This is a genomic window from Xanthomonas cissicola (assembly GCF_008801575.1).
Classification (GTDB): domain Bacteria; phylum Pseudomonadota; class Gammaproteobacteria; order Xanthomonadales; family Xanthomonadaceae; genus Xanthomonas; species Xanthomonas cissicola.
This window is the reverse complement of record NZ_VZPL01000105.1, coordinates 1-8,044: the sequence shown is the minus strand read 5'-3', so window position 1 is coordinate 8,044 and position 8,044 is coordinate 1. Positions and strand designations below refer to the sequence as shown.

Here is an 8,044-nt window from a genome sequence, read left to right as displayed (position 1 = left end):
CACCGAAATCGAACGCTGGCGACGCGAATACAACGAGGACCGACCCAAGAAGGCGATCGGCGGCATGACCCCGGCTGCTTATGCCCAACATCTGGCAAACACCGATATCATTACCCCCGGACTCTAAACCAAACCACTACTCAGGGTGGGGGGACGTCGGGGCCTGGCCGAGCGGTGGTCACCGGCCAGAGCGCTTCGGCTGTTTCAGGTTAAAGCTCTTGGGGATAGAGGCAATTGTCTTAGATACTGCTTGGCGCGTCAGTGGCCGTTGGCCCTTGCCTAGAAGCTGTTCTGCAATTTCCGATTGATTGAGTCCCGAATGCTGGAGCATCAGTATTCTCTTCTTGGTGTCTGACAGCTTGGAGTCCACCATCAGACGCGCCAGGTTGCGCAGCTCAGCTATGTCGGCAGGCTGTAAGGTCCGACCTAGCATGTAGTGAAAAAAGTAGTCATCTACCAGCGGGTCACCGGATGCAGCGGCATGGGGCGTGGATCGCTTCGCGCATTGCCGGTTAAGCCTGGCCAATTCGAGATCGAACTGAGCGACTGATCGCCTCGCTTGCCGGTAGGCTGGGTTCCACGCGCCACTCGGCAATCTGGGCCGATGATCCAGGCAGTATTGGCTGCTCAGCCGAAGCTCTTCCTCTGGATCGTTGGCCTTCGGGGTGTCGCTCCCGTCAGCGTACAAAGTGAGTTCGGTAAGTGATCCGCAGAACCGGCAAAAACCCTGGCGGCGCTCGCCATTCAGACGTGTGGCGCGCACTCGGGACTTTGCCGGCCGTTTGCAGGCGCAGTCCTCCACCAGCTCAATCAATGTTTCCAACGTCGCCACAAACCGCTGGTCCCTCGCAGATTGTCTGTCCGCAGTTTTGACGAACTGGCGCAGCAACTGACGCTGCACACGAACCATCGCGTCAAGCCCCACCAACCGAATGATTCCGCTGAGGCTCACCCCTGTTCCTGCGCCAGGGACGTGACCCAAGTAGCGTTGTGGCAGCGTCGTCGTGTACGCGGCCACGGCGGGATCGATCAGCTCCTGTATCAGCCGAACGATGGGATAGCGCTTCGAATACTTGGAGTACGGGTGCCAGCGATCCTGAAGCTGACCAATGGCTTCCGAGACAGTGGGATCGCATCCGTCCCATATTGTTATGGTCGACTTATTTTTCATGTCAACCATTTTAGCCAATCATTAGGTCGATGCAATCCCGCATTGCAAGGCAAGATCAGGCACATATTCGAAAGTGCCTGACGGAGGTCAATGCATGCAAGCAACGACAAACAGAACGCTCATCAATAAGAAGAAGCTACTCGCCATGATCCCGCTGTGTGAGCGCACGATTTACAACTTGGAGCAGCGGGGAGAATTCCCGCGCCGCATTGCGCTTACCAGCCGAAATGTCGTGTGGGACTTGGCTGACGTTGAGGAGTGGATCGAGGCCCGCAAGTTGTCGGGTATCCAAGCTCGCCGCCCTGGATTGGGGGCTTAATCGTGGCGATTGATTTAAGGGCCGCGTTCGACAACGAGCCGCCTTTACTCGACTTTGTATGGCCAGGTTTTCTCGCAGGAACCGTGGGAGCGCTAGTAGCCCCAGGAGCCACGGGGAAGAGCTTTTGGGCATTGGAAGCTGCAATGTCCATCGCGTGCGCCGTTGCTGGTGGGGACCTGGTAGGGATCGCCCCTGAGCGTGCTGGGCGCGTGGTCTATTTCGCAGGGGAAGACCCGGAAGTCGCGTTGGTACGGCGAATTCATGCGATAGGCCTGCACCTGAATCAGCAGGCACGCGAAGCTATCGCGCAGAACCTCACCCTTGAGCCGATCATGGGCAAGCGCCTGAACGTGATGGATGATCGGCACCTTGCCCGTGTCATTGAATTTTGCGCGGGTGCTCGGTTGATCGTACTGGATACCCTGAGCCGAATTCACGACAAGGACGAGAACAGCAACGGCGACATGGCGAGGCTTGTCGCCACGCTTGAGCACGTCGCGGCCAGCACCGGCGCATCAGTTCTGTACTTACACCATGTGAGCAAGGGCAGCGCCCGCGAAGGGCAAACCGATCAGCAGCAGGCTGCGCGAGGCGCATCCGCTCTAATCGACAATGCCCGCTGGTGTGGCTTCGTCGCCAAGATGAGTGAAGACGAGGCGAAGCGTTTGAGCGACCGCGACTATGACCGACGGCCCATCGGCAACGACCGACGCGGCTTCTTTATCCGGTTTGGTGTCAGCAAGCAGAACTATGACGCGACCGCTCTCGACCGATGGTACCAACGTCACGATGGCGGCGTCCTGGTGCCGGTGGAACTGGTGGAGGTGAAGAAGGAGAACGTCCTGCACGTCGTAAACGGGAGTGACGATGAGCGGTGGTAATGCCGTGACCCCCACCAGTACCAGCGCGCAGGCACGAGTAATGCTCTATCAACCTAGCCAGCGCCCGCGGTTGCGGGAAGGCGACTGGATGGATACCTCTTTTGGTCGATGTCGCGTGACCGGCAGGTTAGGTCAGCGGCACGCCGATATTGTTGAGGCGATTCTGTACTGCGCCGAACGGCGGCGTGATGTTTCAGATGGTGGTGTCGAGCTGCTCGTAGACCCAGCCCGCGTGCGGAAAACGCTTTCCGACAGCCGGTACAGCTTTACTCAGATCGAAAAGCTGTTGGCCGAGCTGAGAGCTGCGACGATCACAATCGAGACGCCCCAGTTCGATTTCCCAATCATCGGCGGATTGATTGATCACGTTATCCCTTCACCCATGACACGCCCTGACCCTTTGACGGGAAGAGAGCGGAATCTGTGGAGGGTGCGGCTTGGGGTTGCGCTTGTGATGCTGCTCGAACATGACTTGAGTTTGTACTATGACCCGGCCCCCATTGCTCGCCTACAGCATGGCATCAGCCAGGCCGTCGCAAGGCACGTCTTAAGCCACAAAGTCGAGCCGACGGGTGGTTGGTATGTAGACACCGTTATCGTAGCCGTTGCTGGCACCGTACCAAGCAAGGCAATGCGCGATGCACGATTCAGGCTGAGGGAAGACGCCGACGAATTGAAGGCGCTCGGCCTGACTGTGGATGGCGACCGCGTGAGGAAAAAAGGTGCTGGTGACGCCTAAAGCGTCGCACACCCGCCCGATAGCGTCGCACACCCGCCCGATGGCGTCGCACAGGCGCCCGAAACGTCGCACACCCGCCCGGAGTTAGCAGGATATTCAGGATATTCAGATCCTGCGCGGCACAGCCCGCGCTTGACGCGCGACCTGGCCTTGCCAGTCGGCCGTGGGCCGACGGTTGAACACCAAGGAAAGTGCGGGTGGCCGTCAGACCGCCTACGACGACCGCTATGGCCTTCTAGGGCTCGTCTCACCCTTGGGCCACCGAATCGCACTTACAACGCCGCTACGGCTGCTATAGGCCCTCTGGGGGGCACTCCCCATCCTTGGCGTCCAACCATCGGCCGCAGGCCGATACTCGATTCTGCAATCGCCAGAGAAAGAACGCAGCGGATTGGACCAACAGCCTCTTTAGTCGGTAAGAATAATAAGAATAATATTCTTATTATCACTACCTAGCCCTTGCTGCCAAACGTCTGCGGCTTCGTGAACATGAGTGCGGTTCGACCAGTGCGGAACTCCTTGCGGCGACCTCAGAATTTCAGCGGCTAAATTTGCCGCCCCTCAAGTGTCAAAGAACACGGCACAAACCAGGAACGTGTGACCGGTAAACCTGGGAAAAACGGGCGTTCTGCGTTTGGGTCTGATGGTTCTTTGACAGGTGCGGCGGCCCTCGCTGCGCGGTCGCAGGTCGCGACAGTCAAATGTTTGCAAGTTCCTGTATTTGCCTGTTTTTAATCAGTAGAACCTTGGCAAATGGCAGTTTATCGCCCTGAAAACACGGCCTTTCGCTGTATTCAGCCCATTTACCAGCGATTTCTGTCATTTCCATGCAATACACCGCCTTATGCAGAAGGGACTGCATTATTTTCCTTGGAGTTTGCAGGTGCGTGAGCGGGGCAGTATAGGTGAAGTTAGCTAACCGGCGAGCCGGTCATCTATCTTCACTGTCCCTTATTCGCACCTGGCGGTGCTCAACGGGAATCCTGCTCTGCGAGGCTGGCCGGCTACCGCCGAAGACGGGTAACGCCAGAGAGAAGGGCGCGGCCGTCCTTGCCTTTATGCTGTCAATTTTGTAAGATTGCAGTCAATGAAGTCACAGATGAGGTTTTGACTATGGCAATCCTGACAGTGCGGAATGTGCCCGATGAGGTGCATCGCGCTCTGCGCTTAAGGGCCGCCGAGCATGGCCGCAGTACAGAGGCGGAGGTGCGCGAGATTCTGGAAAGTGCAGTGAAGTCGGAAAAGCGCATCCGCATGGGCGACGCTCTGGCGGAGCTTGGCCGCCGCGTAGGGCTGACAAACGATGATTTTGCAGTGTTGGACCAGGTGCGCGACAAGGTGCCGGCAGAACCCATGAGGTTTGAATGATTGTCTTGGATACGAATGTCGTCTCCGAGGCGATGAAGCCCGAACCCAACCCGGCCGTGCGAGCTTGGTTGAATGAGCAGGTAGCGGAAACCCTCTACCTGTCCAGCGTGACGCTGGCCGAACTGCTGTTCGGCATCGGCGCGCTACCGAACGGGAAACGTAAGAAAGGCCTTGGCGAAGCCCTGGACGGCTTGCTCGAACTGTTCGGCGAGCGGGTGCTGATGTTCGACACCGAAGCAGCTCGCCATTATGCCGAGCTGGCGGTGAAGGCCCGCACAGCCGGGAAGGGTTTTCCAACACCCGACGGATATATTGGGGCTATTGCGGCCTCCAAGGGATTTATCGTAGCAACACGCGACACCAGCCCTTTCGAAGCGGCTGGGCTTACTGTTATCAATCCTTGGAACTATCAGTAAATCCAATCACTACTTGACACCGTGATCTGATCAAAAAGGCCGGGCTTCGGTGTCGCCCAGGTCAATTACCGGTAGCTCCGTGGCGCAGCTACGCGATGAACCCTTGAACAAGCGCGCTTGCTCAAGGGGGCAGCCATTTATCGCGAGGTAATGACCATGAAGCAGCACGTTTTAGCGGCTAAAATCGCTTTCTCCATAGCCCTCACTGTTGGCGTCGCCTCGATGCCTGCGCACGCGGGCATCCCGGTCCTCGACGGCACCAACCTGTCGCAAACCACTGTCACCGCGATTCAGCAGGTGGCGCAGGTCCAGAAGCAAATCGAGCAATACCGGACGCAGTTGCAGCAGTACGAAAACATGCTGCAAAACACCGTTGCGCCGGCCGCGTACATCTGGGACCAGGCGCAGTCCACCATCAATGGGCTGATGCAGGCCGTGGACACTCTGAACTACTACAAGAACCAGGCGGGCAGCATCGACGCCTACCTGGGCAAGTTCCAGGACGTGTCCTACTACCGCAGCTCTCCATGCTTCACGGCCTCCGGTTGCACGGACGCCGAGCGCAAGGCGATGGAAGAGAACCGCCGCCTGGCATCCGAATCGCAGAAAAAGGCCAACGACGCGCTGCTCAAGGGCCTGGAGCAACAACAGCGGAACCTCGCCGCCGACGCGCGCCAGCTCGAACGCCTGCAATCGAAAGCGGGTACGGCGCAAGGGCAGATGGAAGCGATCCAGTACGCCAACCAGTTCGCCAGCCAGCAGGCCAACCAGCTCCTGCAGATCCGTGGCCTGTTGATTGCACAGCAGAACGCCATCGGTGCGCAGATGCAGGCGCAGGCCGACCGCCAGGCCCAGGAACAGGCCGCCCGCGAAAAGGCGTTCGACATGGGCGAAAAGACCAACCGCAGTAAGAGCAAGAGCTACTAAGGGGGGCACCATGCGCAAGTTCATTCTGGTTGCATTGGCGCCCCTGTTCCTGGCCGCGTGCGATCAAAAGCAGGACGTGAATAGCCGCACGCCCGAGCAGCAAAAGGCAGCCGAACAGGCATACGACATGGGGAAGCCCACTGACCGCAGAAAGAGCAAGGAGTACTGATATGCGCCGGATACTCTTCTACGGCGGCCTATCGCTGCCGCTGCTTTTCGCATCGACCGCCGCGAACGCGGCGATTGAGCCGGCTGGGCTGCTGGACGAGGTGGCGGACCGCTTCCTTGCAGTCAGCAGCTCATGGGCTGGGACGATCACCGACGCGGCGAGCTGGCTGTTCTGGACGCTCGTTGTGATTTCGATGGTCTGGACCTTCGGCATGATGGCGCTGCGCAAGGCCGACTTGGGCGAGTTCTTTGCGGAGTTCGCCCGCTTCACCATCACCACTGGCTTCTTCTGGTGGCTGTTGAGGAACGGGCCAAAGTTTGCAATGGACATCATCAACTCGATGCGCACTCTGGCCGCGCAGGCATCCGGTCAGGCGCGCGAGCTGACGCCTTCCAGGACCGTAGATATCGGTTGGGATATCGTCGTCAAGGCGGCCGACAACTACAGCGTTCTAAGCCCCATCGACAACCTGTCGATCTTCCTCATCACGGCCGCGATCTTGGCCTGCATGGCGGTGGTTGGGGCAAATGTGCTCATCACCCTGGTGAACGCCTGGATACTCGCCTACGCCGGCATTTTCGTCCTGGGCTTCGGCGGTGCCCGTTGGACCTCGGATATCGCCATCAACTACTTCCGATCGGTGCTCGGCATTGGCTTGAAGTTGCTAACGATTACGCTCTTGGTCGGCATCGCCGTATCCATCATGGACAGCTACTACGCGAACCTCTCACAAGGCGCGCCGGTGCGTGAACTGCTGCTTGTGTTTGTCGTCGCCTTGGTACTGACGCTGCTGATCCATTCCGTTCCCAATGTCATCGCCGGCCTTGTGCCTGGTGGCGCTGCTGCTACCGGCATCGGCAGCTTTAGCACCGGTGCAATCGTTGGTGCGGGCATGGCGACCGCAGGCATGGCGGCGCAAGCCGTTGCCGCTGCTGCGTCCGGAGGTGCCTCTCTGGCTGCGTCGGCCGCCGGTGGTGCGCAGGCGGTCATGGCGGCCGCGTCGGCTGCCGCAAAGGCCGCCGACGGCGGTGATATGCCCGGTGCGAGTAGCGGCGGCGGCGAAGCTGGCGGCGGTGCTGCTAGCGGTGGTGGCGGTGGTAGTGGTGGCGTCTCGGGCAGTGGTGAAACGCCAATGGCTGCGGCCGCAGGCCACAGCAGCACCGGCGCACGCGGCAGCTCTGGCGGCGGTGGCTTCTCTGGCGCGGCCGGGAAAGCGGGCCGGGTTGCGACAGGCGCGGTCGCCAACCTCGCCAAAGGCATCGGCTCGATGGCGTCTGCGAAGGCCGGCAGCATGGCCGACGCGGCCAAGAACCGGATTGCAGAGACAACCGGTGGCAAGCTCGCCGCGACGATCAAGGCGGCCAGCAGCTCGACCGATGGCAACACCCTTTCCGGCTCGAATGACGACGCGACGGCAACAGCCGGAAATGATGAAGTGGCCGCGTTCGTGAACCGACCGGAGGCGACCTAAAGCGTGTCGGCCGGCGATGCAACGCCGGCCGACACTTCCACAATCCCACCTGATACAGAGGTGAAATCATGGCAACCACCAATCCTAATCAATTTTCTCATGCAGTTCAGCAAGCGGCCGCGCAGTTGAACGCTATCGACTGGCTGGACCAGGACGCCGCACGCGAGCTGGGGCCGCTGGCCGAAGCGACGGCCAACCTGTTCATGGTGCTGTTCTACCAGGCGGAAACGGGCCTTGCGACGCGCGAGGACTTCTCCCTGGCAAGGACAGCTATTCAGCTCGCTTTGCATCAGCCTCACGGCCACAACTGACAGGAGGAGCCATGGGAACCCTTCGGAAAAGTTTTGCGGCTGCGCGCGAGGAAGGATCAGTGGGCGTTGTCGGCTATCTGGCGGTGTTCATTCCGACCGCGTTGATTGTCCTGCCGGTCCTGCCCTTCGTATTGGCCTTTATCTAGTCGTCCCTGAAAAACCCCTGTCAAACCTCCATTGCCATGTTTGCGAGCCGCATAGTGCTTGAGCACGTTGAGGAACGCTCCCGCACCACCTGCAACCAGGCACGCAAAAAGGCGATCCAGCGCAGC

At 59.5% G+C, this 8,044-nt stretch carries 12 protein-coding genes and 1 pseudogene; 10 read left to right on the top strand and 3 right to left on the bottom strand.

Annotated elements, in window-relative coordinates:
• Positions 1-127 (top strand): integrase core domain-containing protein (locus F7R02_RS23020; RefSeq protein ID WP_151210081.1); only part of this gene is annotated, 127 nt, incomplete at its 5' end.
• A 51-nt stretch (positions 128-178) separates the two neighbouring features.
• Here F7R02_RS23020 and F7R02_RS23015 read toward each other — a convergent pair.
• Positions 179-1,180 (bottom strand): LuxR family transcriptional regulator, encoded by a 1,002-nt coding sequence (locus F7R02_RS23015; protein WP_078589631.1) that lies wholly within the window; start codon positions 1,178-1,180, stop codon positions 179-181.
• 85 nt (positions 1,181-1,265) lie between these two features.
• Between F7R02_RS23015 and F7R02_RS23010 the strand changes: the two genes are divergently transcribed.
• The 3 genes from F7R02_RS23010 to F7R02_RS23000 are packed head-to-tail and all read left to right on the top strand — an operon-like array spanning position 1,266 to position 3,110.
• Positions 1,266-1,490 carry a helix-turn-helix transcriptional regulator gene (locus tag F7R02_RS23010; protein ID WP_009363662.1) on the top strand — a complete coding sequence of 75 codons (225 nt, stop codon included), beginning with the start codon at positions 1,266-1,268 and terminating at the stop codon, positions 1,488-1,490.
• Between the two features lie 2 nt (positions 1,491-1,492).
• Positions 1,493-2,371 (top strand): helicase RepA family protein, encoded by an 879-nt coding sequence (locus F7R02_RS23005; protein WP_078589630.1) that lies wholly within the window; start codon positions 1,493-1,495, stop codon positions 2,369-2,371.
• Positions 2,358-3,110: an ABC transporter ATPase gene (locus tag F7R02_RS23000; protein ID WP_075041566.1), complete on the top strand. Its 753-nt coding sequence runs from the start codon at positions 2,358-2,360 to the stop codon at positions 3,108-3,110. The genes F7R02_RS23005 and F7R02_RS23000 overlap by 14 nt, the downstream gene beginning before the upstream one ends.
• Before the next feature lie 697 nt (positions 3,111-3,807).
• Here the strand turns inward: F7R02_RS23000 and F7R02_RS27270 are convergent.
• Positions 3,808-3,939: a hypothetical protein gene (locus tag F7R02_RS27270; RefSeq protein WP_268874979.1), complete on the bottom strand. Its 132-nt coding sequence runs from the start codon at positions 3,937-3,939 to the stop codon at positions 3,808-3,810.
• A gap of 284 nt (positions 3,940-4,223) precedes the next feature.
• On the opposite strand from F7R02_RS27270, the gene F7R02_RS22995 reads away from it, so the two are divergent.
• The 6 genes from F7R02_RS22995 to F7R02_RS22975 all read left to right on the top strand — a co-directional run bounded on the left by F7R02_RS22995 (position 4,224) and on the right by F7R02_RS22975 (position 7,772).
• Complete coding sequence (locus tag F7R02_RS22995) at positions 4,224-4,478, top strand: FitA-like ribbon-helix-helix domain-containing protein (protein WP_023114648.1); 255 nt, start codon at positions 4,224-4,226, stop codon at positions 4,476-4,478.
• A complete protein-coding gene (locus F7R02_RS22990) occupies positions 4,475-4,894 on the top strand; it encodes a type II toxin-antitoxin system VapC family toxin (protein ID WP_078589629.1) in 420 nt (139 codons plus the stop codon). The genes F7R02_RS22995 and F7R02_RS22990 overlap by 4 nt, the downstream gene beginning before the upstream one ends.
• 150 nt (positions 4,895-5,044) lie before the next feature.
• Complete coding sequence (gene trbJ / locus F7R02_RS22985) at positions 5,045-5,821, top strand: P-type conjugative transfer protein TrbJ (protein WP_425478531.1); 777 nt, start codon at positions 5,045-5,047, stop codon at positions 5,819-5,821.
• Between the two features lie 10 nt (positions 5,822-5,831).
• Positions 5,832-5,990, top strand: a complete 159-nt coding sequence (locus F7R02_RS26540) for a hypothetical protein (protein ID WP_153562500.1) — start codon at positions 5,832-5,834, stop codon at positions 5,988-5,990.
• 1 nt (position 5,991) lies between these two features.
• Complete coding sequence (gene trbL / locus F7R02_RS22980) at positions 5,992-7,461, top strand: P-type conjugative transfer protein TrbL (protein WP_078589628.1); 1,470 nt, start codon at positions 5,992-5,994, stop codon at positions 7,459-7,461.
• A gap of 68 nt (positions 7,462-7,529) precedes the next feature.
• The gene (locus tag F7R02_RS22975) at positions 7,530-7,772 is read left to right on the top strand and encodes a type I toxin-antitoxin system ptaRNA1 family toxin (protein WP_033971862.1); all 243 of its coding nucleotides are present in this window, start codon (positions 7,530-7,532) and stop codon (positions 7,770-7,772) included.
• Between the two features lie 56 nt (positions 7,773-7,828).
• Here the strand turns inward: F7R02_RS22975 and F7R02_RS26720 are convergent.
• Positions 7,829-8,044, bottom strand: a pseudogene (locus F7R02_RS26720) (hypothetical protein); the annotation flags it as partial.